Below are 26,142 nucleotides of genomic sequence, written 5' to 3'. Positions count from 1 at the left end.
ATCAGTACTGGTAGCGCATCGTCAGCATCGCGCTGCGGCCCGCGGCCCACGCGCCCTGGCTGTAGAAGCCGATCTGGCTGTAGTACTTGCGGTCGAACACGTTGTTCACGTTCAGTTGCGCCGACAGATTGCGGTTGAAACGGTAGCGCGCCATCAGGTTGGTCACGGCATAGCTGCCCTGCCCCACGCGCTCGTCGCCGTTGGGGCCGCTGGCGATGGTGTAGACGTGGCTTTGCCAGTTCACGCCCCCGCCCACCGTCAGACGGTTCCAGTCTCCCGGCAGTTGGTAGGTCGTGAAGACGCGCACCAGGCTGCGCGGCTGGTCGGTCTGGATCGCGTTGCCGTCGCCATCGCGCGCGGTCCAGTGCGACCACCCGGCCGCCACGTTCCAGCCCGGCGTCACTTCGCCCGACAGTTCCAGGTCGAACCCGCGGCTGCGCGTGCCTTGCGCCGCCGTGTACGCCTGATTGGTCGTACCCGGCACCATCTGACCGGGATCCGCCTGCGCCACGTTGTCCTGGTCGATCTGGAATACGGCGGCGCTGGCATTCAAGCGGCCGTCCAGCCATTCGCCCTTGATACCAGCTTCATAGGACTTGCCTTCCAGCGGATCCAGCCAGTTGCCGTTGCGGTCCTGATAGGTCTGCGGATTGAAAATGCCTGTGTAGCTGACGTACGCCGTGTAGGTGTCATTGATGTCGTACAGCAGGCCGGCGTATGGCGTGAAGTCGTTCTTGTCGAACTCGGTGCGCCCTTCGCCGCCAAACCCGACCGAATTGGTCTTCCAGGTGCTGTAGCGCCCGCCCACGATCAGCTTGAGCGGGTCGGCCAGGTTCAGGCGCAGCGCGCCGTACCAGCCGGTCTGCGTGGTGGTGTAGCGGTTGGCAATGATCGAATCGTTCCAGTCGGGTTCAGGATACGAGCCGTCCCAGTCCAGGAAATTGCCCACGGCGGCGGCGCCGATGGCAGACCGGTAGTTGAAGTCGCCCTTCTGCCGGTTGAAGCTCGCACCCACCACGGCCTCGTGGCGGCGGCCAAACAGCGTGAACGGGCCGTTTGCCTTCAGGTCCAGCGCGTTCTGCTTGCGATCGCCCAGATACCAGGCGGGCGAGGCGCCCATGCCCAGTCCGGTTTCCCGGTCCGGCCAGCCGTACAGGTACAAGAGCTTGCCGTCCATTTCATTCTTGGAATAAGAGCCCACGGCCTGCACGCGCCAATCGTTGTCGAAGCGATGCTCCAGGCTGGCAAACGCGCCCTGCGTGGTGCTGCCCCACGAGGACCAGCGCGCGCCGGTGTTCAACGACCTGCGCCAATCGGTGCGCCCGCCGTCCGCGTACCAGAGCGGAAAGCCGCCCCACGTGCTGCCCTTTGGCTCGTTGTCCTGGTAGTTGTAGCCCACGCTGAGCGTCGTGCGCGAGGTCAGGTCGGCGTCCACCACGCCGTAGAAAACCTTCTTCTTGTTCTGGTAGTAGTCCAGGAACGAATGGTTGTCCTGGTACGCCGCCACGATGCGGCCGCGCACGCTGCCCTCGGCATTGAGCGGCGTGGACAGGTCTGCCGTGGCGCGATAGGTGTCCCACGTGCCCACGCCCGCGCTCAGGTCCGCCTTGAACTCGCGGCTGTCGGCGTGCTTGCGCACCAGGTTGATCGAGGCCGACGGATTGCCCGCGCCCGTCATCAGGCCCGTGGCGCCGCGCACGACTTCCACGCGGTCGTAGATGATGGGGTCAACGGACGACTCACCCGCCGAATAGCCCACGTCGAACGCCGTGGGCACGCCGTCGTACATGTAGTTGGTGATGCTGAAGCCGCGCGAATTGAAGGTGTAGCGCTCGCTATCGAAGTTCTGCACCGAAATGCCGGGCGTGCTGGCCATCACGTCCGCCAGCGATCGCATGTCCTCGTCGTCCATGCGCTGGCGCGTCATGACGGTGACCGACTGCGGCGTCTCGCGCAGCGACAGCGACAGCCCGGTGCTGGCCGCCGTGGCGCGCGGCGTGTAGGAACCGGTTCCCTCGGTCGTGTTCGCGTTGGCGGTGTCGCCCACCACCTGCACCGACGGCAGCGTGGCGACAGCGGCCTCCTGCGCGACCGCGCCTGCCGAGGCCAACGCCAGAAAAACCATCGCCGACGTGCGGCGCAGCACAAAACGAGGGTGAACGAGGGGGCCGCGCGCGACGCGTCTCTGATCTTGCATTGTGGCTTCCTACCGAATTGGAATAAGAGTGACAAATCGGCACGAAGTTTAAATGCAAATACTTCTCATATCCACTAATGTTGTATTTTTCCCATTGTCCAGGGTCAACTGGACGCTTTTGCGGGGCGCTGCACCGCCCGCACCTTGCCGCTCTCGCCGCCTCCGCAATAAAACGTGCCGCCGCCGTCGGATTCCAGTCCTGACACGCCCACCCCAGCCGGCATCTCCACGGCCTCCAGCACCTGCCCGGTGCGCGGTTCCAGGCGCCGCAGCTCGCTTTCTTCCGCTTCCCAGGTGCCATGCCACAGCTCGCCGTCCACCCACGTCACGCCTGTCACGTAGCGGTTGGAATCAATCGTGCGCAGCACCTTGCCGGTGCCGGGATCGACCTGGTGAATCTTGCGGTCGCGGTACGCGCCCACCCACAGACTGCCTTCGGCCCACGCCATGCCGGACACGCAGTCGCCGCCCGGCGCGGGGATCGTCGACAGGATTTCCCCGCTCGAGGGGTCCACCTTCTGGATGTGGCCATCGGCAATCTGATAGAGATAGGTGCCGTCGAAGGCCGTGCCCGCGTTGGCCGTGATGTCGAGCGCGCGGGAGGTCTGTCCGGTCACGGGGTCCATGGCGACGAGGCGGTCGCCCGTGGCAAACCACACCTGTTCGCCGTCGTACGTCAGCCCGTGGACCGCATCGACACCGGGGAACGGACCATATTCACGCAGGATTTCGGCTTGGGATCGTTTCATGTCGGCTTCCTTTTGTAGGGGGTCCGTTCATGCTAATGGCCCGGCAGAATCACCGGAAGTAACAAGCTTGTCGTGAATCCCGGCACGGGCGGCAACATCCAGCGCCGCGCGCGCCCCTGGCCGAAGGCCTGCACCTTGCCGGCCGCGGCCAGCGTCTCAAGCGCGCGCTGCACGGTGCGCTGGCTGGACCCGATGACCTGCGCCAAAGCCGAACTCGACCAGCCCTCGCCGTCGGCCAGAAAGGCAAGCAACGCGCCCGCCTCCGGATCCGATTCGTCGCCCGCGGGCGCCAGCAGCGCCACGTCGCTCGCCACACGGGGCTTGAGCGCGTAGCCGTGCCGGGTGGCCTGCACGCCGGCCAGTGGACTGATCACGGCACGCAGACGGCCCATTTCGACACGCAGGCGCGCGCGGTGCGTGTCGTCGAAATAGCGCGTGCGAAAGGCCTGGGCGATGAGCGCCTCGCGCGTCGCCTCGCCGGGCCAGCTTTGTGCCAGCGCCCGCAACAGCGCAAACAGCACGGGGCGGCCGGCCAGCGCGATGGTCCCATGCGCTGCGCGCACGGCGTGCCGGCAGGCATCCACGACCAGCGCCCCGGACGCGAGCAACGCCTCGACCTCGTCCAGCGACAGGCTTCTTTCGCCGTCGGGTGCGATGCGCCGCGCCGCCGGCGCGTCCAACGCCCGTTCGGCGTGTTCCACTTCCGCCATCAGCGCCGGGATGCTTGCCTGGCCGGCGCACTGCGCCGCGCGCGTGAGTGCGGCCCGGCCTGCCGCAGCCTGCTGACGTCGGATGGCGATGCCCGCGACGATGAGTTCATGAATGGCCCGCGACGCCCACGGCAACGCGGCCACGTCCAATCCGGCGAGCGTGCGCTCGGCTTCGTCAAGACGCCCCAGCAGCAACTGGCGGCGAGCCGCCAGGTGACCGGCATGCGCGGCATTGACCATATCGCCGTGCGCCTGCAGCGTGGCGCGCGCGGCATCCAGCGCTTTCTCGCCATTGCCCAGGTCACGCGAAGCCAGCGCGATTTCGGCCCCGGCGACGACGCAGCGGGCCCGCGCCACGGCCTGCCGCGGCCCAAAAGCGCGGGCGGCGCCTTGCAGCAGGCTACGCGCGCGCGCCAGATCGCCCAGCTGCGCCATGGCGATGCCGCGCAAGGCCAGCGCGGGCGCGTCGGTGCGCAGCGCCACGTGGTTCAACGCGCCCAGCGGGTCGCCCGCCGCCAGCGCGCGCGCCGCGGCCGAGATCAGAAAGTCCATGGAAAGTGCGCCACGCCTTGCCCCATTGTTCTTGCCAGGACACAAATCTACACCGGCGCGCCGCGCGGTTATTGCGGGGACGACACCGGCATGGGGGAACCGCCGGGCGAGATCAGGAGCGGATAGGGGTTGAGCGCCCCGCCCCCGGCATAGATGCCGTAGTGCAAATGCGGCGGCGTGCCTTTGGCGTTGCCCGTATTGCCGACAAAGCCCAGTACGTCGCCCGGCGCAACGAGCTGGCCGCGGCGGATGTCCGCATAGCCGTCCAGGTGCGCGTAGTAGTGCATCTGCCGGCCCGGCCCCATCACCCAGACCACCTGGCCGCCCAGCGTGTTCTCGCCGATGCGCGTGACCACGCCTTCGGTTGCCGACAGCACCGGCGTGCCGCGCTTGGCGAAGATGTCGATGCCCTGATGCGTGCGCCCGCCCGACCGCGCGGCGCCCCAGGTGTCGGCCAGCCGACGGGGCGCGACGCCCTCAACGGGTACGGGCAACGACAGCGGCGCGTCCTGCCAGGAAAGCCGCGCCATGTGCCAGGGTGCGCGCGCCGCTTCGGGCAGGCGCGGCCAGGCCCAAACCGCCAAGGCGGCCAGCGCGGCAAGCGTGAGGAGTCGTCGGGTAAATCGCCAGGGGGTGCGGACATCCATGCAGGGTTCGACGCACGGGCGGGCCGAGGGTTCCTGTCCGCCGCGTCGCGACACAATGTTGCGACAGCGGCAATGCGCCGGCCATGATGCGACCCCATTTTGTGCCTTGTCCCCGGTCCGGGCGTCCCGACGGGCCCTCCGGGGCCGTCGCAGCGTGTAAACTCCCCCCTTTTTGACTCTGGTGGTATGTTGCAAGCCCCCCAGCGCACAGGTTTAAGCGGCCCGACGCTCATTCGCTTGCTGACTCGCCTGACGGACGCGGAAGTCCAGCAGTCCAGGCAGTCGCTATCCGACCATCTGAGCCAATGGCTTGGCTGGACGGACGCGATCGCCCTGTCGGCGGCGCTCAATACCGCTCCGCCCGTGATTGCGCCCGGCGCCCGCATGTTCAGCAGCGCCGAAGAACGCGAATGCGTGCGGGTGCGCACCACGCTTGCCGACGCCATCGCCAGCGACACGGCGGCCACGGCCGCCAAGCGGGTTGCCCCGGCTCGGGCGCCCGCCAAGAAGCTGGCGGCCGTCCTGGCCGAGGATGAGTTCGATTATTCGAGTTTTCGCCAGCGGTATCTGTCGTTGCAGCACACGATGGAAACCAGCATCGGCAACCTGCGCAGCCGACTGCGCGGAATGGTGGCCGCCCGCAACGGGGAATGGACGCGTCTGGCCGTCGTGGACGCGATCATGGACCGCGCGCTGCTGCCCAAGGAGCGGGCCCTGCTGGGCGCAATCCCGAAACTGCTGCAGGCGCACTTCGACCGCCTGCGCAAGGCCGAGGAAGCCGCGCTGGCGCAGGTAGCGGAGCAGGCCCAGGCTGAACCGGGTTCGCCGGCCGATGCGGCGGCCGACGCGCCAGGCGATACCGAGGCGCCCGCCGTTGACGCCGCGCAGGCCGGGACGTCGCCGCCCTCCCCGGCCATTACCGCCGGCGCGTGGCTGGACACGTTCCGTGCCGACATGCGCGCCGTTCTGCTGGCCGAATTGGATGTTCGTTTACAACCGGTCGAAGGGCTGCTCGCCGCCCTTCGCACCAGCTAATTAGGACACTATGTCCAAGAATCTGATCAATATCGTGGTTTTCCTGGCCGGACTGGCCGTTGTTGGCTGGATCGGCTCGGGTTACGCGGGCACGAACCCGCTGGCGCTGGCCGTGACGCTGCTGATCGGCGTCTGTTACCTGGCGGGCGCGCTGGAACTGCTGCGCTACCAGCAGGCAACGTCGTCGCTCACGCGCGCCGTATCGGACCTGAACGAAGCGCCGGGCAGCCTTGGCGCCTGGCTGGACAAGGTGCCGGCCGGACTGCGCAACGCCGTGCGCCTGCGTATCGAAGGCGAGCGCGTGGGCCTGCCCGGCCCGTCGCTCACGCCGTATCTGGTGGGCCTGCTGGTCCTTCTGGGCATGCTGGGCACTTTTCTTGGCATGGTCGTCACGCTGCGCGGCACCGGCCTTGCGCTTGAAAGCTCGACCGATCTGGCCGCGATCCGCGCGTCGCTGGCCGCCCCCGTCAAGGGTCTGGGCTTTGCTTTCGGCACCTCGATCGCCGGCGTTGCCGCATCCGCCATGCTGGGCCTGTTGGCCGCGCTGTCGCGTCGCGACCGCGTCCACGCGGCGCAGCTTCTCGATACCAAGACCGCAACCACGCTGCGCGTGTACTCGCAAGGCTACCAGCGCGAAGAATCCTTCAAGCTGCTCCAGCGCCAGGCCGAGATCATGCAGCGGCAGGCCGAAGCCATGCCCGCCATCGTCGGCCAGTTGGAATCCATGATGAAGAGCATGGAACACCAGAACCAGGCGCTGAACGAACGCCAGATCGCCAGCCAGACCGCCTTTCAGGGCAAGGCCGAAGCCGCCTACGCCCGGCTGGCGTCCGTAATGGAACAGTCCATGAAGGACAGCGTGGCGCAAAGCGCGCGCTCTGCCGGCGAGGCCCTGCAGCCCGTCGTGCAGGCCACGATGGACAGCCTGTCCCGCGAAACCGCCACCCTGCAGGACACCGTCGCCCAAGCCGTGCGCCAGCAGCTCGAAGGCCTGACGGCAGGCCTGCAAGCCGCGACGACGGACGTCGCGGGCATCTGGAGCCAGGCGGTCGCTGGCCAGCAACGCGCCAGCGAGGCCATGGCCCAAGACCTGCGCGCATCGCTCGACCGCTTTGCCCAGACCTTCGAACAACGCTCGGCCAGCCTGCTGGACAGCGTGTCCGCGCGTCTGGAGGCGTCGTCGGGCGACATGTCGCAAGCCTGGACCGACGCGCTGGCACGCCAACAGCAGGCCGGCGAAAAACTGGCCGGCGACAACCTGCAGGCGCTCACCGCCGCGGCCGCCAGCTTCGAGCAGCATTCGGCGTCGCTCTTGCGCACCCTGAACGCGTCGCACGCCACGCTGCAAACCGACCTTGCCTCGCGCGACCAGCAGCGTCTGGCCGCCTGGACCGAAACGCTGGGCGCGATGGGCGCCACGCTGCGCCAGGAATGGGAGCAGTCCGGCGCGCAGGCCGCCGTCCGCCAGCAGGAAATCAACGACACCCTGGCGCAGACCGTGCGCGACGTTGCCGAACAAGCCGCCGCGCAGGCTGCCCTGCTCGAAGGCGTGTCGGCCCGCATGGAGGCCGCCGCCAACGGCGTGTCGGACCAATGGACCCGCGCGCTTGCCCGCCAGGAAGAAGCCAGCAGCAAGCTGGCTGCCGGCAACCAGGCCGCGTTGGAAGCCGCCACGGCGGCATTCGAGCAACACGCCGCATCGCTCCTGCGCACGCTGGACCAGTCGCACACCGAATTGCAGGCCGCCCTGGCCGCGCGCGACGAAGAACGCCTTGCTGCGTGGAGCAACACGCTGGGCGCCATGACCGCCAAGCTGGGCCAGGACTGGGAACAGGCCGGCGCGAACACCGTCGCCCGCCAGCAGGAAATCAACGACGCGCTCGCCCAGACCGCGCGCGGCATCGCCGGCCAGACCGAAGCGCAGGCCCGGCTGCTGCAAGACGTGTCGACCCGGCTGGAAACGGCGGCCGGCAGCGTCACGCAAGCCTGGACGGACGCCCAGACCCGCCAGGAAGACCTGGGCAAGCAACTGGCCGCCGACAACCAGCGCGCCCTCGAAACCGCGGCGGCCGCCTTCGGCCAGCATGCCGACGCGCTGCTGCGCACGCTGGACCAGTCGCACGCCGACCTGCAGGCCGCGCTGGCTTCCCGCGACGAGGAACGCCTGGCCGCCTGGACCGGCTCGCTGACGGCGATGGCCGCCAAGCTGGGCGAAGAATGGGAACAGGCCGGCACGCAGGCCGCCCTGCGCCAGCTGGAAATCAGCGACGCGCTCAGCCAGACCGCCCGCGACATCACCGCCCAGACGCAGCAACAGGCCGCGCTTCTGGAAACCGTGTCGTCTCGTCTGGAGACGGCCGCCGGCGGCGTCACGCAAGCCTGGCTAGACGCGCAGACCCGCCAGGAAACCGTCGGCAAGCAACTGGCTGACGACAACCGCGACGCGCTGCAAACCGCGTCCGCTGCCTTCGGCGCGCATTCGGCCGAGCTGCTGCAGACCCTGGAACAATCGCACACCGCCCTGCAAGCAGCATTGGCCGCCAACGACGAGGAACGCCTGACCGCCTGGACGGCGAAGCTGGCCGCGATGGCCGATGCGCTGCGCACCGAATGGCAGCAGGCAGGCGCGCAGGCGGCCGGCCTGCAACAAGAAATCTGCGACACCCTCAGCCTGACTGCGCAGGACATCACCGCGCAAACGCAGGCCCACGCCAGCGAAACCATCGCCGAGATCGGCCGTCTGGTCCAGGCCGCGTCCGAGGCGCCGCGCGCCGCCGCCGAAGTCATCGGCGAGCTGCGCCAGAAGCTGTCGGACAGCATGGTGCGCGACAACGACATGCTCGAAGAGCGCAACCGCCTGCTCGAGACGCTCGGCACGCTGCTGGACGCCGTCAACCACACCGCGGCCGAGCAGCGCACGGCCGTCGATGCCCTGGTGGCGTCGTCGGCGGACATGCTGGAACGCGTGGGCGCGCAGTTCACCGACAAGGTCGAGTCCGAAACCGGCAAGCTGACCGAAGTGGCCTCGCTGGTCACCAGCAGCGCGGTCGAGGTCGCCAGCCTGGGCGAATCCTTCGGCGCCGCCGTGCAGGCCTTCGGCGAATCGAACGACAAGCTCACGGCGCATCTGCAACGCATCGAAGCGGCGCTGGACAAATCCATCGCGCGCGGCGACGAGCAACTGTCGTACTACGTGGCGCAGGCCCGTGAGGTCGTCGACCTGAGCCTCATGTCGCAAAAGCAGATCATCGAGAACCTGCAGCAGCTTGCCGCCCAGCGCGCCACGGCCGGAGCGGAAACGGCATGAGCGAGGATATCGACGGCGGCGTGGAGCCGACGGCGCCGGCCTGGGCTGTCTTTGGCGACCTGATGTCGGTGTTGCTGGGCGCCTTCGTCCTCATCCTGGTCAGCGTCGTCGCGGTGCAGTTGCAGTTGTCGACGCAGCTTGAGGAAGAGGTCAAGCAGCGCCAGGAAGAAACGCAGCGCCGCGAGACGCTGGAACAGGCGCTGGCCGGCCCGCTTGCCGCTGGCCGCGTGACGCTCGTGAACGGCCGCATCGGCATCAGCGGCAGCGTGCTCTTCGCCCTGAACTCCGATCAGCTTCAACCCGAAGGCCGCGAGATCCTGAAAAGCCTGATCGAACCGCTGTCCGCCTACCTGAAGACCCACAACGAAATCCTGATGGTCAGCGGCTTCACCGACGACCAGCAGGTACGCGAGGGCAACCGCCGCTTTGCCGACAACTGGGATCTTTCCGCGCAGCGCGCCCTCACCGTGACGCGGGCCCTCATCGACGAAGGCGTACCGTCGTCAATGGTCTTTGCCGCGGCCTTCGGCGCCGAGCAGCCGGTTGCGTCCAACGCGGACGAGGAAGGCCGCGCCAAGAACCGGCGCGTCGAAATCACGCCCATCCCCAAACCCTCGAACGAAGCGGGTAAGCCCGGTGAGCAGTGACGGCAGCCGCGAGGCGGTCCTGGACCCGCGCGCCGTGCTGGACGGCTGGCGCGCCAGCGGCGCCGACCGCGCCGACCCGCTGCGTTTTCATCTGATCGACGCGCTGGCACGCCGCGCAGCCGCGTATGACGGCCCCGCCCGCGAGCGGCTGGATGGGCGGCTGGCCGACCTGATCCAGGCGTACGAATCGGCTCTGACGAACGCGGGCGCCGCCGAGGACCTCCCTGGTTCACCGCCTGCCCCCGAATGCGGCCCCCTCGCCGGCCTGGTCGCCTACCTGGACAACCCCGGTGCAGCCGGCCAACCGCAGGCTGCGGACGCGCAAGCCGACCGCGCGTGCGCCGGGCGGTTCGACCCGCTGGGCCTGCGCGCCGCCTATCCCGAGCTGCCGCTCCTCGACGAATTCCAGACGCTCTGGTCGCGCTTCAGCGCCGACCGCCAGGTCCGCCAGTCGCAGGAACAGGTCCACAAGAACGCCGGCCCGCTCAACTCCAATCAGCTCGTGCACCGCGCGCTCTCCCTGATGCGCGAAATGTCGCCCGGTTACCTGCAACAGTTCCTGTCGTACACGGACGCGCTGATGTGGATGGAGCAGATGACCGCGGCAGCCGCCCCGGCGCCCAAGGAAGCGCCCCGAGCCGGCGCCGCCAAGAAGTCCGCGCGCAGTAAGCCCCGCAAGCCAGCCAAGGAAAGCAAGGAATCCGCCTGAGGCCGATTTGCACGCGGCGGCTCGGCGCAGTACGATACGTTCCATATACGAAACATTTATGGAACACATCCACCATGGGTATCGTCAAAATTTCCGAGCAGATGCACGAGAACCTGCGCGTCGCCAGCGGCGCCCTCAGCCGCTCCATCAATTCGCAGGCCGAACACTGGATGCGCATCGGCATGCTCTCCGAGCTCTATCCCGAACTGCGCCATGCCGACATCTGCCAATTGCTGATCCGCATCGACCAGGCCGAAGGCTTCACCATCGCCTCCCTCTCGCAAGGGTTGCCGCAGCCCGCGCAGCAGGAGGCCGCATAAATGGCCAAGAAGGTTTCCATCAAATCGGCCGCCGACATCGAAATGGCCCGCAAGGCGGGCGCCATGGCGGCCGAAGTGCTGCACATGATCGGCGAACACGTTCGCCCCGGCGTCACCACCGACGAGCTTGACCGCGTCTGTCACGACTACATCGTCAACGTGCTGAAAGCCACGCCCGCCAACGTGGGCTACCACGGCTTTCCCAAGACCATCTGCGCGTCGGTCAATCACGTGATCTGCCACGGCATTCCGTCGGCCAAGGTGCTCAAGAACGGCGACATCCTGAACATCGACGTCGCGGTCATCAAGGACGGCTGGTTCGGCGACACCAGCCGTATGTACTACGTTGGCCAGCCCAGCCCGCTGGCCCGCCGCCTGGTCAACACCACCTATGAAGCCATGCGCGCCGGCATCATGGCCGTCAAGCCCGGCGCCACGCTGGGCGACATCGGCCACGCCATCCAGACCGTCGCGCACCGCGAGCACTTCAGCATCGTGCGCGAATACTGTGGCCACGGCATTGGCCAGATCTACCACGACGATCCGCAGGTGCTGCACTATGGCCGGCCTGGAGAAGGCCTGGTGCTGCAGCCCGGCATGATGTTCACGATCGAACCCATGATCAATGCCGGCAAGCCGCAGACCAAGCAACTGCCCGACGGCTGGACCGTCGTCACCAAGGACCGCTCGCTGTCAGCCCAATGGGAACACATGGTCGTCGTCACCGAGACCGGCTACGACGTGCTGACCACCTGGCCCGACGGCTTCGGCGACTACCCGCCCATTCCCTGACCGAAGCGCGTCCTTGCCGCAGCGCAAGGACCGGAGTGCGGGGCCGCAAGGGTACGATCAACATCGTGCCCTTGCCGTTTGCGCGGCGCCCGCCGCTCCCTTCCCATGCCCGCCCTGCCCTCCGCCTTCCGCCGCCTTGCGGCGTCGAACCTTGCCGCGCAATTCTCCGAGCAGATCGCGCTGGCGGCTGCGCCCTTGTATGCCGTGCTGACCCTGGGCGCCACCGCGGCGCAGACCGGCTATCTGCAGACCGCGCAAACGCTGCCGTTCCTGTTGCTTTCCCTGCCCGCCGGTGTGCTGGCCGACCGGATGTCGCGCCGGTCCCTCATGACTGGCGCCGAATGCGTGCGCGCGGCAAGTCTGATCGCACTGCTGGCGCTTTTGTGGACGGGCGGCCTCAGCCTGCAATGGCTGGCGGCGCTGGGCTTTGCCGGGGCGGTGGGCACCGTCGCCTACAACGTCGCCGCCCCCGCGTTGGTGCCCAAGCTGGTTCCACCTGCCGAACTGTCCAACGCCAACCGCTGGCTGGAGTTGGCGCGCAGCGCCGCCTTTTCTGCCGGTCCGGCCGCGGGCGGCGCGCTGGTCGGGTGGATGGGCGCATCCACCGCTTACGTGCTTGCCACCACGCTGTCGCTGCTGGCCGCCGTGTTTCTTGCCGGCCTGCCGCAAGATGCGCCCAAGCCCGCCACGCGGCGCCACCCGCTGACCGAGCTGCGCGAAGGCGCGGCATTCGTCGCCACGCATCCCTTGTTGCGCCCGGTTCTCTTGACCGCCCTCTTCTTCAATACCGCGTGGTTTGTCCTGCTGGCCATCTATGTTGCGTACGCCGTGGATCGGCTGGGCTTGTCGGCCGCGGGCGTCGGCATCACGCTGGGCATCTACGGCGCGGGGATGCTGGCCGGCGCGCTGGCGGCACCGTGGCTCGCGCGCCGGCTGTCGTTCGGCGCGATGATCGGCGCGGGACCGCTATCCGCGTTGCTGGCCAGCATCATCCTGCTGACGACGCTGGCCTTTCCATCGGGCGCATGGGCGGCCGCGGGCTTCTTCCTGTTCGGCGCAGGGCCCATCCTGTGGACCATCACCACGACCACCCTGCGCCAATCGGTCACGCCCAACGCCTTGCTGGGCCGCGTGTCATCCGTCATCGTGACGGCCAACTTCGGCGCGCGGCCCATTGGCGCATTGATCGGCGCCACCTTGGCTGCGAAGTTCGGCGTAGAAGCCTGCCTCTGGGTGTCGACGGCCGGCTTCTTCATCCAGTTCGCCGTGCTGTTCACGTCGCCGGTGCTGCGGTTGGAAAGGCAGCCGGAGCCGGTTCCTGCGCAACCCGCGATCAAGGCCAAGCAATCCGGCTGACGAACGCCGTGGCCCGCGAGACGACATCGCCGCATCCGCGGCCCATCGTGATCACATGCTCACGGTCTGCCAGCAGCTGCAAGTGCACATTCGTGTTGCGCGCCGTTTTCGCGATCTCGAACGCGCCGGATACGGTCGCGACGTCGTCGTGCCGTGCATGGATGACGAGGCACGGCGCTCGCACCATGTCCATCCGGCGCCGTACCGCGGCCGCCAGCTTACCCATCTGGCCCAGCGCCCTCCACGGCGTGCCCGGCAACCCCGCGCGGCGCGGCCGTCCCGGCAGCGCGCGATGCCGGGCGATGCCCAGCACACGCAACACCGGCAGCAGGAAGGCCGTGCTTGCCCGGCGCGGACCCGCACGGCCGTCATGACGAAGCACGGGCGATAACGCCAGGACGCCAGCGACGTGAAACGGCCGTTCCTGCGCCAGGGCAAGGGCCAGCACGGCGCCCGTGGCGATTCCGCCGACGACGACGCGATCGGTCCGGCTGGCCAGCATATCTGCCCCCCGGCGCACGCTGGCCAGCCAATCCATCCACCCTGCGCCGGCCAATTCTTGCAGCGACCCGCCATGACCCGCCAGCTGGACAGCCATCACGCTGTAGCCCTGTTCATTCAGACCGCGCGCCAGTTCGTGCATTTCCCAGGGTGCGCCGCCCAGACGGTGGATCAGCAGGATTCCCGTGCGCGCGCGCTCGCCCTTGCCCACGAGCAACTGCTCGCCGGCCTGGGGCGCCAACGGCGGCAGTGGGCCATCGCATGCCGTCGCCGTCCGGATGACGGACGTCGCGCACGGGTCCGGACACGCCGCCACCTTGCAGACCCTGTCGATCGTGGTCATGCGGACGCCCCGCCGCGCTGATAGCGTTCGGGCGGCAAGCGTGCGCCCACGGCGACGCGATACGCCTCAAGCGTGCGGAACATCTTTTCTCCCAGGCGCAGATGCGCATCTGCGAACGCCCGCGCGTTGGCCACGATGGCCTGGGCATGCCAAGGCCGGTTGCGGATCTGCAGGATGCAGTCGGCATACGCCGCGACGTCACCGGGCGCGGCCAGCCAGCCGGTACGGCCCGGCACGACGATCTCCGGCAGCCCACCCACATTGCTGGCAACGACGGGCCGCTCGCCGGCGAAGGACTCAGGCACGATGCGCGACCAGGCTTCGGTCGCGGACGGAACCAGCACCACGTCCGCGGCGCGGATCATGTCGGGCACGTCGGTCCGATGACCAGCAAACACGACATGCTCTGCGATGCCCAGATCCACGGCAAGGCGGTACAGCGAATACGCATACGGTTGTGTGCGCGCGGTTGCCATGCCCACGACCAGGGCCACCGCGGGCACCCCTTGAATGCGCAGGCGTTGCACCACGTGAAGCAGATCGGCCTGGCCTTTCTCCGGGCGCAGCATCCCCACGGTGGCGATGACGTAAGACGCCTTGGGCGCCGGTATCCCCAAGCTGCGGCGGATCCGCAGGATGGCATCCGGCTCCTCACCGGATTGAAAGAACGCGTCGCCGGCCCACTCCCCAACCACGCTGATCCGGTCCTCCGGCACCAGCCGGGCCGCCAGCAGTTCTTGTTTGCCGACGTCGCTGGTAGCGATGACGTGGTCGCAGCCGAGTTTCCATTCCAGCCGGCGGCGCAAGGATGAACGCATGGGCTTGGCAAAATGACGTGTGCGCACGACGGCGCACAGATCCCGGCACAGCGCGGCCGTCTTGGCGTCGGCGCGGCTATGGCTATCGATGACCTGGATGCGCATCGCCTGGACGGCCCGGCGCAGCGCCAGGACGGTTCTGGGTGAATAGGCAGGATTGAAGTCAATATCCACGGTCGTCAGCTTGCGCTCGCGCGCGGCGTGGCTCACGGCGCTGCCCGAGGGCGACGCAATGGCCACTTCGTAGCCGTGAAGGAGCAGCCAGCTCGCCTGCTCCAGCGTGCGGAATTCCAATCCGCCCAGACTGCGCTCAGCCAGCGTGTGCAGTATGCGCATGATGATCCAATACATTCAGACAGGCCGCCAGCACTTCACCGGGCGTGATCGAATTGATGCCGCTTGGCGGATGCCGCGGCACCACGAACGCCGAACCGCGCCGGCGCCAGAACCACTCGGGATTCGCTTCGTTGAAAACGCCCACATACGGCACGCAAGCGCCTTGCGCGATGTGCGAAGGGCCGCAATCGTTGGCTACCACCAGCCGCGCGCGCAGCATGATTGCGCTCAGCTCGGCGATGGGCCGGCAATAGGCAATCGAGAAATCGGGCCGCTGCATCGCGCGCAGGGCATCCCGCTCCGCGGCTTCCTGCTGGCCCAGCACGAAGAGAAAACGGGTGCCGGCGCCCAGCAGCGGTTTCAGCCTGTCGGCCAGCCGCAGGTAGTTCGATAGGCTCCAACGCTTGAAGTCGCCGGCGCCGCCCCCGGGAATCATCACCACGTCGCCGCCCAACGGCACGCGCAGGTGCGGACGCGCCAGCGTATAGAAACATGCGCGCGTCGCCCCCTCCAGGTCGAATGGCCGGTACGACGCCAGCAAGCGCAGATTGGCCTGGCCGATGTATTCGGTGATGTCCTTGCGATGGCAATGCGTCCAGGCCAAATCGCTGAAGCGGGCATTGCGAAAGCCCAACCGGATCGCCGGGCGGCGCAGCAGATTGACCACGCCGAATCGCTCGCTGCTGTGATGCAGGCTGACGGACATGCGGGTTTCGGATTTCAGGCTGCGCAGGTAGTCGATGAATGTCGAGGCACGCACGAACTCGTCGACCCACGGCAGCGCCCGGTAGAAATTTCCCACGTCGTCACGGGCGACCACCTTCAGCCGGCGCGATGGCCACCATGTCTTGAGCTGATACAGCGTTGGCATGGCGACGATCTGGTCGCCCAGCTGCGGCTGGCTTCTGACATACACAACGATCTCCGACACCTGCGGCCTCCGTATTGACGGCCAGTTGGCCGATGGCCGGCAATGTATCGGGAGGCGTCAGGCAAATTTCCGGGATCTCTTTAACAATTGTGAAGAAGCATTAAGCGGCCCGGCATACCACTGCACAACGCCGGCGGCCGCGCGCGGCGGGCGGGTCAGATCAGGCCGCGTGCCAGCGGATCACGAAGCGGGCGCCGCCCAGCGGGCTCTCGGACACCAGCGCCTCGCCGTTGTGCCATCGCGCCACGCGGCGCACAATCGCCAGGCCCAGCCCGGTTCCGCCAGTGCCGCGCGCACGGCTTTCGTCTAGCCGGATGAAGGGATCGAACACACGCTCGCGATCGGCGGGCGGCACGCCCGGCCCGTCGTCGTCAACCGTCAGCACGTACTGCCGTGGCGCGGGGCTGGCAAGTCCGACCTGCACCTGCCCGCCGGCGTGGCGGATGGCGTTCTGCAGCAGGTTGAGCAAGGCGCGCGTCATGTAGCGCGGGTGCAGCCGCACTTCGCCCGCATCGCAGTGCGTCACCACGCACTGCACCCCCGACAATTCGGCCTCGAACGACGCATGCTGCACGACGGAATCGAGCCACCCGCGGGCGTCCTGGGCTTGAAGCGGAATGTCGTCGCTCTTGTGTTCCAGGCGGGCGTACATCAGCAATTCCGACGCCATGCTGTCCAGCTCGGCGACATCGTTTTTCATGTCTTCGACCAGTCGCCGGCGCGCGGCGGGATCGGCCTCTCGCTCGATCATGTCCAGCTCGAACGACAAGCGGGCGATGGGCGTGCGCAGTTCGTGCGATACCGCGTTGGTCAGTTCGCGCTGATTGCTGATCAGCGCGCTGATGCGTTCGGACATCTGGTTGAAGGTGTCGCCCAACCCACGGATGCTGGAAAACCGCGACAGCTGGGCGCGCACCCGCAGGTCGCCCTGCCCCATCCGCTGCGCGGCGGTCTTCAGCGCCTCCAGGTCGCGCCAGACCGGCAGCGCCCACACCAGCATGAACGCGCACAACAGCACACCCAAGGCCGCGTAGATCGCGACGATCACCCACGTGCCGACGAGCGGCTCGGGCGGCAGCTTGACCATCAGCCACTGCGCGCCCGGGCCCGGTATGGCGGCCACGAAGCTCATCAGGTTGTCGCGCAGGAAGAACCCGCCCGCGTCGATGGTGCGCCGTTCGTCGCCGGTCAGCGCGAAATCCGGCGCGTTGTAGTCGGCCGGCTCCAGTACCTGCAACGCCAGTCCGTAATGCGGCGCCAGCGTGTTGCGCACGTAGTCGGGACGCGCGTCCGGCGGCACGTGGGCCAGCTCCTGCTTCAGGCTATGCAACTGGCCTCGGACAGCTTCGCGCGTGTAATTGGCCGTCTCCGACTCAAAAAGATAGTTTGCCGCCCGGTCGACGACTTCGTTGGACAGCACGAAGCCAATGGCCAGCACCACGAAGATGCGCAGGACGAACTTAAGCATCGTCCAGCTCGTGCCCCTTGGGCGAGAACAGGTAACCCTTGCCCCAGATGGTTTTGATGCGGGCCGGATCCCGCGGATCGTCATCGAGCTTGCGGCGCAATTTGCTGATGCACACATCCACGGTGCGATCCAGCCCATTGAATTCAATGCCGCGCACCGCGTTCAGCAGATCGTCGCGCGTCAACACCTGCCCAGCCTGGCTGGCAAGCGCCCAGAGCATTTCAAATTCCAGTGTCGTCAGGTCGACCTCGACCCCACACTGCATCACCGCGCGCGTCTGGCGGTCGATGGACAACGCGCCGAAATCCAGCCGTTCGGGCTGCAGCTCGGTCTGGTTGTGGCGCCGCATCAAGGCGCGGATCCGCGCCAGCAGGACGCGCGGTTCCACGGGCTTGATGACGTAATCGTCCGCGCCGGACTCCAGGCCCAGGATGTGATCCAGGTCGTCTTCGCGCGCCGTCAGCATCAGGATCGGCGCCGACGAGAACGCACGCAGGTCGCGGCAGACCTGCAAGCCGTCGCGGCCCGGCAGCATCAGGTCCAGGATGGTGATGGCCGGCTCGTGGCGGCGGAACGCATCCACCGCGTGATCGCCGCGATAAGCCTGGGCAACATGGAAACCGTGTTGTTCCAGAAACTGCGCGATCAGGCGCGCCAGCTTCGTATCGTCTTCGACTAACAGGGCCTTGGTCATGGTGGGCAGACAGAGGTTCATGCACCGTCACGGTGCAATGGCGCGGCAAGCATACACCGAAAGAAAAATACTCAATCCGGGCCATGACTTTGTCGAGCGGCATTGCACTCACGTCTGCGGGCGCGGCTCATTCGTTGAGCGACATCGGCCGATCCCCGCCCGGCGGCAGACGAAACAGACGCCTCACCCCATTCAAGAACGCCCCATAAGGCCGCCCGAGCACCAGCATCATCACCGCCGCGCCCAATACGCCGCGCACCAGACCGTCGCCAGAGGCGCCGCTGAAAGCGATGATGGCCGCGTAGATCGGCACCTGGAAACTCATCAGTGCCACGCTATCCCACAGCAGCCGGGACGCGCGCGTGTCCGTCGCGCGCCGCATCACCCAGTCGCGCCACATCCCATACGGGCGCCCCACCGGAATCATCAGCGCGCCGCCAAGCAGCCGCGCGTGGAACACCTGTTCCCAGGTCATTCCCGCTATCCAGCGCTCGTTGATGACGCCGGTGGTGGTAAAGAACAGGATCAGCGCCAAGGTATCGGCGAGATAGGATCGGGTAGAAAGTGGCATTGTCGTCTTGGCTGTCACCTGCGGTTTTCCTGAAACTGTTCCGGCTGCGCCAGCTCGCATCTGTATCTGGCGGTGGTCCTTGCCGCCCGCTAGACTGCGGCGATCCTGTACTTCCGAACGCCCCGCCAGGCTGGCTGCCATGCTGAAAATTCTGGGTAAATCCTCGTCCATCAACGTGCGCAAAGTGCTGTGGACGTGCGCCGAGCTGAACCTGCCCTTCGATCGCGAAGACTGGGGTAGCGGTTTCCGGCCGACGTCCGATCCGCAATTTTTGGCGCGCAATCCCAATGCGATGGTGCCGGTGATCCAGGATGGCGACTTCGTCCTGTGGGAGTCCAACACCATCATCCGCTATCTGGCGGGCCAGTATGACGGGCGGCATCTTTATCCGGCTGAGCCCAAGGCGCGGGCCCGGGTGGATCAGTGGATGGATTGGCAGGCAACGGACCTGAACCGGTCCTGGAGCTACGCGTTCATGGCGTTGGCCCGGCAGTCGCCCGCGCACCTGGACGCGGCCGCCATCGAGGCGTCGTGCAAGGAATGGGCGCGGTTCATGGGGATCCTTGATCAACGCCTGGCCGGCACCCGGGCGTACGTGGCGGGCGACACCTTTACGCTGGCCGACATTCCCGTTGGACTGTCCGTGAACCGGTGGTTCCAGACGCCTTTCAATAAGCCCGCGCTGCCGTCAGTGGCGGCCTATTACGACCGCCTGGCCGAGCGCGACGGCTACCGGCAGTACGGCCGCAACGGGACGGCCTGAGCACGGGACGCGACCGGCGCCGGCCGAGCCGGCGCCGTCATCCTTCCTACTTCACGACGCCGCAAACCAGGCGTCCGCCTCCGCCGCCAAGCGGCTCGGGCTTGTCGCTGTAGTTGTCGCCGCCCGCGTGGATCATCAGCGCGTGCCCCTTCACGTCCGCCAGCTTCAGATGCGGCGCCAGAACGCTTTTCGTCGCGCTGCCGTCGGCCGCAACGGTGAGGAACGGCAGGTCGCCCTGGTGTCCGTCGGTAGCCATCGGTCCTTTGTGGGCCTTGGTGCCCTTCGGGTCCAGATGGCCGCCCGCGCCGCCGCCCGGGGCGGTCTTGCCGTTCACCATGCCCGGCTCGCAGGAGCCTTTTTCGTGGACATGGAAACCCCGCTCGCCCGGCGGCAGGCCTTTGAGGTGCGGCGTGAATTGCAGCCCCTCCTTGGTGTCTTTCAAGGTGATGGTGCCGGCGCTCTTACCCACGCCTTCTGGCGTCAGGAACGACATCGAGACGTCTTCGGCCAGCGCCGCGCTGGACGCGCCCGCCAACGCCAGCGCCGTGACAAGCATCGAGAATTTCTTCATGAATTGCCTCCTGGAAAGATGCCCGCGAACTGCAGGCGGCCAACGGAGCGAGACGCGCGCCTCGCGCGATGGGTGGCGCCAATGAAGATAGCACCGGCGCCGGGCGGTCCGCCAGCAAACTTCATTCCTGATACAAGGTTTGACACGGCGTAGGACACCGCGCCGCTTACCCGTTCACCAGCAGGATCACCGCGTGCAGCAGCACCCCGATCAGCCCCCCGACCAGCGTTCCGTTAAAGCGGATGTACTGCAGGTCGCGCCCCACGCTGAGCTCAAGTTCATCGACCAGATGGCGCTCGTCCCAATTCTTGACGGTGCGTGAAATGTGCTCGGTGACGCCCACGCGCAGCCGGCCGGTCAGCCGCCGCGCGCCGCCCAGGATGTGGTTGTTGATGGCCTCGCGCAGCCTGGGGTCTTCGCCCAGCTTGCGGGCCAGCGCCAGCAGCGCGCTTTCCAGGTGCGCGGCCAGCGCGGAGTGTTCGTCCGCCAGGTCACGCCGCAGCGCCGCATGGATGTCGTCCCACAGACCCTGGACATACTCCTGGACCTTGGGATGGTCGATGGCCCGCTGCTTCAGCGCTTCGGCCTGGCCGGCCAGGGCGGGATCCGTCTTCAGGCGTTCGATGTAGTTCATCACCCAGGCCTCGTAGTCACGGCGCACCGGATGATCGGGCTGGGATAGCACATCGCGCAGCTCTTCGACGAGCGCGCGCGCCAGGCGGTCGGCCAGGTTGTCGGCGATGTTGTCGACGGACTTGACCACGTCGACGGCGGCGATGATGCGCGGCCATTCCTTGCGGGCGAACTTCACGAGCAGCGTCGAGGCTCGTTCCTTGACGTCTTCCTCGGCCAGATAGCCGCCCAGGCGCTCCAGCGCGGCGTCCAGCAATTCCTGGTGCCGCCCGTCGCGGGTCAAGAGGCCCAGAACCTCGCCCGCCGTGGCGGCCGCGTCCCAGCGGCGCAGATTGCTGACCACGAACTCCTGGATGACGCCCCGCACGGCGCGGTCATCCAGCAGGTCCAGCGTTTGCAACGCCACCCGGCGCGCGCCGTCGCTCAGGGCGCGGGCCTGGGCGGGCCGCGCCAGCCAGCGGCTGAGCCGCGCGGCGGGGTCAAAGACGCGCAGCTTCTCGATCAGGGTATCGGGGTCCAGGAAGTGATCGCGCACGAACACCGCCAGGCTGTCGCCGATACGGTCCTTGTTGCTGGGGATGATGGCGGTGTGCGGAATGGGCAGGCCCATGGGCCGCCGGAACAGCGCCACCACGGCGAACCAGTCGGCCAGCGCGCCCACGGTGGCGGCCTCGCAAAAGGCGCGCACCCATGCCCACGCGCCCTGCCCGCCCATGACATGGCTGGTGATGAAGCCGCTGACCATGGCCGCCAGCAGCGCCAGCGCCGCGATCTTCATGCGGCGCAATTGCGTGCGCCGCGCATCCAGGGATGGCGCGGCGCGCACGCCGGAGAGCCGGTCGGAACGGAAAGTGTCGGTCATGGAGAATCCGGTGATTCGAGGTGCAAGCATACCAATCGCATGCCGCCCGGCCATTGCAGCCGGGCCTGCCCGCAAGGCCTACTCGCTCAGGAACTCGGACAATGCCTCCAGCCCTTCGATGTGGTCGGAAACCACCTTTGCGATGAACGCAATGGGCAGCGACAGCAGCGTGCCCCAGATGCCCCATAGCCACGTGAAGAGAAGTAGCACGATGAACACGGCGACGGCGTTCATGCGGGCGATCCGCCCCGACATCCAGGTGGTGACGAGCACGCCGATCAAGAGCGCGATCGCAACCGAACTCATCGAGATCGCCAGCGCCGGGCCAAGTTCTCCGAACTGGATCAGGCCGGCAATGCCCGTGCCGACCGCCGTCATCAGCGGACCGAAGTACGGGATGATGTGCAGCGCACCGGCCACCACCGCCCACGTCGCGGCGTTTTCCAGCCCAAGCCAGCGAAACGCCACCCACGACAGCAGACCCAGCGCCACGTTGGTCACCAGCATCATCGCCATGTACATGTGGATGGAGTTGTTGATCTGGTCCAGCATGTGCACGCTGATCTTCTTCTGCGACAGCGTGTTGCCCGCCATCTTCACGAACTTGCGCTTGAACGCGTTGCCCGACAGCAGCAGGAAAAAGACCAGGAACACGCACATGGTCGCCTGCCCCACGAAGGTCGCCAGGCCTTTCGAGCCCCACAACAAGATGTCGCTCAGGCCCGCATCCGGTTTCGCGACGACCACCCGCCCGCCTGCCTTGGGCGCACCGGATTCCTGCAGAATGCTTGCTGCGTTGCGCAATTTTTCCAGGAACGACCCGTCCCCGCTCAACAGGCCGCCCAGCGTGCGGGACAGCTTGCTCGATATCTCGGGCAACGCATTGATGATGTCGGTGACCTGGTCCTGCGTGAAATAGATCACACAGCCAATTCCGATCGCGATGGCGCCCATGACGACCACCGTGCCCAGCGACCGGGGCACGCGGTACCTTTCAAGCATTGCCACCACGGGGTCCAGGGTGTAGGCGACCACGATCGCCATCACCACCGGCACGATGAATTCTTGCGCAGCCTTCAGGCCGAACAACACCGCCAGCACCGTCAGCGTCACGAGGCAAAAGCCGCTGACGCGCACGAGCGGCGTCGGCGCGGGCGGCTTGATAAGGCCGGCGTCCTGGGCCGTGACCTTTTCTTCTGGCGGTTCGGGTTTTTCCTCGGCCGGCGGGGCCGTCACCGGCTCCGGGCCCTGCCTCGGCGTCGAGGTGTCCACTGGCGTCGCGCTGTCCATCATTCCCCTCACATCCAATTTGCGAAGGCCTTCAGCAAGTCTCGTGCCCGCGCGGTTCAGCCGGGGCTTACCGCCAGCAGACCGGGTTCGCCGTCATGCCGCCGCTGCGCGCGTTCGAGGATGAATTCGATCATCATTGCCAGCGCGCGCGGATGATGGCGGTTGGGCATGTACAGCATATACATGCCGCGCCCGAAAATGCTCAACCGCCAATCCGTCAGCGCCGGTAACAGTTCGCCGCGCGCGATGTCTTCATGCACCACGTAGTCCGGCACCACGCCCACGCCCAACCCCGCGCGGATGGCGTCGCGCAGGAAGGCGTAGTTGCGGGAAATGACGGTGGGTTCCAGCACCACATGCTGGCGTGGCTGGCCGCCGTAATAGGCCGACAGGCGCAGCGGCCGTCCGATCACGGCGGCGCTGATAACGGGCGTGCCGGCCAGGTCTTCCGGCCGCTGCGGCAGGCCGCGGCTTGCCGCATAGCCGGGGGACGCGCAGGCCACGTATCGCACCTGCCCCAGTTCCCGCGCGACCAAGTGCTGCGGCGGGTCGGACATGATGCGCACCGCTATGTCGACCTCGTCGCGCAGCAGGTCTTCGACGCTGTTCTCGAACAGCACGTCCAGCACGATGTCGGGGTATGTCTTCTTGAATTCCAGCAGCCAGGGCGTCATCACGAACTGCCCGTAGCCGCTGGGCACGCTCAGGCGCACCTTTCCCTGCGGCGTCTTGCCCAGCGTTTCGATCGACTCGCGCGCGGCCGCCAGTTCGTCCTGAATGCTGCGGCCGTGCTTGTACAGCTTCAGGCCGATCTCAGTGGGCTCCACGCGCCGGGTCGTGCGCCGCACGAGCTGCATGCCCACCGATCGCTCGAGCTGGCTCAGGTGATAGCTGACGTTGGCCCGGGTCATTTTCAGGCGGCGCGCGGCTTCACTGAGATTGCCCGCGTCCAGGATTTCGACCAGCAGAGTGAGGGATTTGGTGTCCATGACGGCGCTCCTTGCCGTGCATTGTCAAATTTTCTTATCCGGAGTGTCAATTATCGATGCCATTGTCAAGACATCTTTGCTGGGAAAGAATAAAGCCATAACAGACGGGCCACGCCTGGCCCGCCCCAGGCTCCGCTCGCGCAACCGTCGGCGCTCCGGCATGCCGGCGCGGCGCGCGAGCAGGAAGCCATTAAGGAGACACTGTCCATGACAGACAGCGCAAGCACCGGCGCGGCCCAGACGCGCCGCCATGAAGACATTATGGTCATCGTCATCGACCATCCTCCCGTCAACGCCCTGAGCGCCACCGTGCGCCGCACGTTGTCCGAGGCCATCGCGCAGGCGCAGACCGACACGCGGGTGCGCGCGATCCTGCTGATCGGCGCCGGCAAGAATTTCATCGCGGGCGCCGACATCCGCGAATTCGGCAAGCCGCCGCAACCGCCCCTGCTGCCGGACCTGTGCAACCAGATCGAAGCCAGCGCCAAGCCGGTCATTGCCGCATTGCATGGCGCGGCGTTGGGTGGCGGGCTGGAGATTGCGCTGGCGGCGCACTACCGGGTGGCGCTGGCCAGCGCCAAGCTGGGCCTGCCCGAAGTGAATCTGGGCCTTTTGCCCGGGGCGGGTGGCACGCAACGCGCGCCCCGTTTGATGGGCGCCGCCGCGGCGCTGGACCTGATGCTGAGCGGCAAGCCCCTGTCCGCCGATGCAGCGCTGGCAGCGGGGCTGGTCGACGCCCTGGCCGCCGAGGACGATCCATTGGACGCCGGCCTGGCCTACACGCGCCAGCTGCTGGCGCTGAACGCAGGCCCGCGCCGCACGCGCGACGCGGCCAACGCGCTGGCGGACCAGACTGCGCAACGCGCAGCAGTGGACGCCGCGGCCGAACGCGTGGCCGCCACCACCCGTGGCCTGTATTCCCCCGCCAAGATCGTGCAAGCCGTGCGCGCCGCGATCGATCTGCCCTTCGACGAGGGACTGCGCACCGAACGCGCCCTGTTCCTGCAATGCCTGGACAGCCCGCAACGCGCCGCGCTCATCCACGCGTTCTTCGCCGAGCGCGACAGCGCCAAGATTCCCGAGCTCAAGGAAGCCCGTTCCCGCCGTCTGGAACGCGTGGGCATCGTGGGCGGCGGCACGATGGGCGCGGGCATCGCCGTGGCGGTGCTGGATGCCGGTCTGCCGGTGGTGATGGTCGAACAGGACGATGCGGCCCTGGTGCGCGGCCGCGACCGCGTCGAACAGGTGTACGACCTGCTGGTCAAGAAAGGCCGCATCACCGCTGACGAACGCGCGGCCCGCCTGGCGCGCTTTACCGGCGCCACGGATTACGACGCGCTCGGCGAGGCCGATCTCATCATCGAAGCCGTGTTCGAGGACATGGCCGTCAAGCAGGCCGTCTTCGCGCAGCTGGACCGCGTGGCCAAGCCCGGCGCGGTGCTGGCCACCAATACCTCCTATCTGGACGTGGACCGGATCGCCGAAGCGACGCGCGGTCCCGCCGACGTGCTGGGGCTGCACTTCTTTTCGCCCGCCAACATCATGAAGCTGCTGGAAGTGGTGGTCGGCCGTCATACCGCGCCGGATACCGTGGCCACCGGCTTCGAGCTGGCGCGCCGGCTGCGCAAGATTCCCGTGCGCGCGGGCGTCTGCGACGGCTTCATCGGCAACCGCATCCTGGCCGTGCACCGGCAGGCGGCCGACACGATGATGGAGGACGGCGCATCACCGTACGACATCGACGCCGCCGTGCGCGCGTTCGGCTATCCGATGGGTCCCTACCAGATGGCCGACCTGGCAGGCGGCGACATCGGCTGGGCCACGCGCAAGCGCCGCGCCGCCACGCGCGATCCCGCGCTGCGCTATGTGCAGATTCCCGACCGCCTCTGCGAGCGCGGCTGGTTCGGGCAGAAGACCGGCCGCGGGTTCTATCTGTATCCCGACGGCGCCCGCCAGGGCACGCCCGACCCCGAGGTGCTGGCCATCATCGACGAAGAACGCCGCCGCGCCGGCGTCACGCCCCGCCCATTCACGCAGGAAGACATTTTGCGGCGCTATCTGGCCGCCATGGTCAATGAAGCCGCCAACGTGCTGCATCAGGGCATCGCGCTGCGGCCGTCCGACATCGACGTGGTGTTCCTGTCCGGCTACGGCTTTCCGCGCCATCGCGGCGGCCCGATGCACTACGCCGACACCGTGGGCCTGGCGCAAATCCTGGCCGACATCCGCGGCTACGCGGCCGAAGACCCCGCGTTCTGGAAGCCATCGCCACTGCTCGTGCAGCTGGCCGAATCCGGCCGCACCTTTGGCAGCCTGAACGCCGCCTGATCCAAACACCTTTTAGGAACCCC

Annotated in this window: 23 protein-coding genes; 9 read left to right on the top strand and 14 right to left on the bottom strand. The window is 67.4% G+C overall.

The annotated features are described in order from the left end of the window. Position 1: 1 nt before the first annotated feature. From fhuE to LN047_RS14070, 4 genes are all read right to left on the bottom strand, one after another. The gene (fhuE, locus tag LN047_RS14085) at positions 2-2,197 is read right to left on the bottom strand and encodes a ferric-rhodotorulic acid/ferric-coprogen receptor FhuE (protein WP_373982065.1); all 2,196 of its coding nucleotides are present in this window, start codon (positions 2,195-2,197) and stop codon (positions 2-4) included. A 104-nt stretch (positions 2,198-2,301) separates the two neighbouring features. Then, positions 2,302-2,946, bottom strand: a complete 645-nt coding sequence (locus LN047_RS14080; protein ID WP_217617618.1) for a DUF5074 domain-containing protein — start codon at positions 2,944-2,946, stop codon at positions 2,302-2,304. 32 nt (positions 2,947-2,978) lie between these two features. Beyond that, positions 2,979-4,208, bottom strand: a complete 1,230-nt coding sequence (locus LN047_RS14075) for a helix-turn-helix domain-containing protein (protein ID WP_373982064.1) — start codon at positions 4,206-4,208, stop codon at positions 2,979-2,981. A gap of 68 nt (positions 4,209-4,276) precedes the next feature. Then, positions 4,277-4,855: a M23 family metallopeptidase gene (locus LN047_RS14070; RefSeq protein ID WP_373982063.1), complete on the bottom strand. Its 579-nt coding sequence runs from the start codon at positions 4,853-4,855 to the stop codon at positions 4,277-4,279. Between the two features lie 186 nt (positions 4,856-5,041). Here LN047_RS14070 and LN047_RS14065 point away from each other — a divergent pair, with 186 nt between their 5' ends. From LN047_RS14065 to LN047_RS14035, 7 genes are all read left to right on the top strand, one after another. Further along, positions 5,042-5,890, top strand: a complete 849-nt coding sequence (locus LN047_RS14065; RefSeq protein ID WP_373982062.1) for a DUF3348 domain-containing protein — start codon at positions 5,042-5,044, stop codon at positions 5,888-5,890. A gap of 10 nt (positions 5,891-5,900) precedes the next feature. Further along, complete coding sequence (locus tag LN047_RS14060) at positions 5,901-9,197, top strand: DUF802 domain-containing protein (RefSeq protein WP_373982061.1); 3,297 nt, start codon at positions 5,901-5,903, stop codon at positions 9,195-9,197. After that, a complete protein-coding gene (locus LN047_RS14055) occupies positions 9,194-9,844 on the top strand; it encodes an OmpA family protein (protein WP_056318218.1) in 651 nt (216 codons plus the stop codon). Before LN047_RS14060 ends, LN047_RS14055 begins: the two co-directional genes overlap by 4 nt. After that, positions 9,834-10,553, top strand: a complete 720-nt coding sequence (locus tag LN047_RS14050; RefSeq protein WP_373982060.1) for a DUF2894 domain-containing protein — start codon at positions 9,834-9,836, stop codon at positions 10,551-10,553. Before LN047_RS14055 ends, LN047_RS14050 begins: the two co-directional genes overlap by 11 nt. Positions 10,554-10,627: 74 nt before the next feature. Then, complete coding sequence (locus LN047_RS14045) at positions 10,628-10,873, top strand: ParD-like family protein (RefSeq protein ID WP_056318213.1); 246 nt, start codon at positions 10,628-10,630, stop codon at positions 10,871-10,873. Next, on the top strand, positions 10,874-11,665 hold the full coding sequence (gene map, locus LN047_RS14040) for a type I methionyl aminopeptidase (protein WP_056318211.1): 792 nt from the start codon (positions 10,874-10,876) through the stop codon (positions 11,663-11,665). 105 nt (positions 11,666-11,770) lie between these two features. After that, positions 11,771-13,021: an MFS transporter gene (locus LN047_RS14035; protein ID WP_373982059.1), complete on the top strand. Its 1,251-nt coding sequence runs from the start codon at positions 11,771-11,773 to the stop codon at positions 13,019-13,021. On the opposite strand, the gene LN047_RS14030 is transcribed toward LN047_RS14035, so the two are convergent. The 6 genes from LN047_RS14030 to alaE form a co-directional block, all read right to left on the bottom strand. After that, positions 12,999-13,865: an alpha/beta hydrolase gene (locus LN047_RS14030; protein WP_373982058.1), complete on the bottom strand. Its 867-nt coding sequence runs from the start codon at positions 13,863-13,865 to the stop codon at positions 12,999-13,001. The genes LN047_RS14035 and LN047_RS14030 overlap by 23 nt on opposite strands. Beyond that, positions 13,862-15,019: a glycosyltransferase family 4 protein gene (locus tag LN047_RS14025; protein ID WP_373982057.1), complete on the bottom strand. Its 1,158-nt coding sequence runs from the start codon at positions 15,017-15,019 to the stop codon at positions 13,862-13,864. The genes LN047_RS14030 and LN047_RS14025 overlap by 4 nt, the downstream gene beginning before the upstream one ends. Next, entirely contained in the window at positions 14,994-15,950 is a 957-nt protein-coding gene (locus tag LN047_RS14020; RefSeq protein WP_373982056.1) for a glycosyltransferase family 9 protein, read from the bottom strand. The genes LN047_RS14025 and LN047_RS14020 overlap by 26 nt, the downstream gene beginning before the upstream one ends. A 160-nt stretch (positions 15,951-16,110) precedes the next feature. Continuing rightward, positions 16,111-17,418, bottom strand: coding sequence for an ATP-binding protein (locus tag LN047_RS14015; protein WP_373982055.1), 1,308 nt, complete (start codon positions 17,416-17,418; stop codon positions 16,111-16,113). Continuing rightward, a complete protein-coding gene (locus LN047_RS14010) occupies positions 17,411-18,112 on the bottom strand; it encodes a winged helix-turn-helix domain-containing protein (protein ID WP_373982133.1) in 702 nt (233 codons plus the stop codon). The genes LN047_RS14015 and LN047_RS14010 overlap by 8 nt, the downstream gene beginning before the upstream one ends. Before the next feature lie 127 nt (positions 18,113-18,239). Then, entirely contained in the window at positions 18,240-18,824 is a 585-nt protein-coding gene (gene alaE, locus LN047_RS14005; protein WP_373982054.1) for an L-alanine exporter AlaE, read from the bottom strand. Here alaE and LN047_RS14000 point away from each other — a divergent pair. Then, entirely contained in the window at positions 18,823-19,446 is a 624-nt protein-coding gene (locus LN047_RS14000; protein ID WP_373982053.1) for a glutathione S-transferase family protein, read from the top strand. The two genes, alaE and LN047_RS14000, sit on opposite strands and share 2 nt — an antisense overlap. A 46-nt stretch (positions 19,447-19,492) precedes the next feature. Here the strand turns inward: LN047_RS14000 and sodC are convergent, their stop codons facing one another. From sodC to LN047_RS13980, 4 genes are all read right to left on the bottom strand, one after another. Continuing rightward, entirely contained in the window at positions 19,493-20,017 is a 525-nt protein-coding gene (gene sodC / locus LN047_RS13995) for a superoxide dismutase family protein (RefSeq protein ID WP_217617608.1), read from the bottom strand. A gap of 166 nt (positions 20,018-20,183) precedes the next feature. Further along, positions 20,184-21,512 (bottom strand): DUF445 domain-containing protein, encoded by a 1,329-nt coding sequence (locus LN047_RS13990; RefSeq protein ID WP_217617607.1) that lies wholly within the window; start codon positions 21,510-21,512, stop codon positions 20,184-20,186. A gap of 78 nt (positions 21,513-21,590) precedes the next feature. Then, a complete protein-coding gene (locus LN047_RS13985; RefSeq protein WP_373982052.1) occupies positions 21,591-22,805 on the bottom strand; it encodes an AI-2E family transporter in 1,215 nt (404 codons plus the stop codon). A gap of 53 nt (positions 22,806-22,858) precedes the next feature. Beyond that, complete coding sequence (locus tag LN047_RS13980; RefSeq protein ID WP_373982051.1) at positions 22,859-23,791, bottom strand: LysR family transcriptional regulator; 933 nt, start codon at positions 23,789-23,791, stop codon at positions 22,859-22,861. Between the two features lie 207 nt (positions 23,792-23,998). On the opposite strand from LN047_RS13980, the gene LN047_RS13975 reads away from it, so the two are divergent. Beyond that, positions 23,999-26,119: a 3-hydroxyacyl-CoA dehydrogenase NAD-binding domain-containing protein gene (locus tag LN047_RS13975; RefSeq protein ID WP_373982050.1), complete on the top strand. Its 2,121-nt coding sequence runs from the start codon at positions 23,999-24,001 to the stop codon at positions 26,117-26,119. The last annotated feature ends 23 nt before the right edge of the window (positions 26,120-26,142 follow it).

The sequence above is a fragment of the Achromobacter sp. JD417 genome (assembly GCF_041879325.1).
In the GTDB taxonomy this organism is placed as follows: Bacteria; Pseudomonadota; Gammaproteobacteria; order Burkholderiales; family Burkholderiaceae_B; genus Achromobacter; species Achromobacter mucicolens.
This window is presented reverse-complemented; position numbering and strand designations above follow the sequence as displayed.